This is a genomic window from Mycobacterium helveticum, from assembly GCF_007714205.1.
Lineage (GTDB): Bacteria > Actinomycetota > Actinomycetes > Mycobacteriales > Mycobacteriaceae > Mycobacterium > Mycobacterium helveticum.
In genome coordinates, this window is record NZ_VMQU01000367.1 from 1 (window position 1) to 465 (window position 465).

General features: G+C 69.5%; 1 pseudogene. It reads left to right on the plus strand.

From position 1 onward, the window contains the following. A pseudogene (locus FPZ47_RS27955) lies at positions 1–465 on the plus strand (GMC oxidoreductase); the annotation flags it as partial.

Genomic DNA, 465 nt, shown 5'->3' on the forward strand with positions numbered 1-465 from the left:
CATCGGTGCCGGCACCGGCGGCTCCTCGGCCCTCTACGGCATGGTCTGCGAACGCTTCTTCGCCCAGGATTTCACCCCGCGGCAAAACTTCCGCGACCCCGGCGACTCCACCGTGCCCGAGGCCTGGCCCATCACCTACGAACAGCTCAGCCCCTGGTACGCCCAGGCCGAAAAACTCCTCGGGGTGCGCGGCGCACCCGATCCCCTGCGACCCGAGGCCGCCCACGTCAATCTGCCCGCCGCGCCCCCGTTTTCGGCCGACAACCAGCCGCTGGTCAACTACCTGACCGGGCGCGGACTGCACCCCTATCACCTGCCGATGGCCTGTGACTACACCGATGGCTGCGCCACCTGCCAGACCTATCTCTGCGACCGGTCGTGCAAGAACGACGCCGCCCGCAACGGTGTGCTGCCCGCGGTCACCGAGCACGGCGCCCACCTGCTGACCCAATGCCGGGTGCTGCG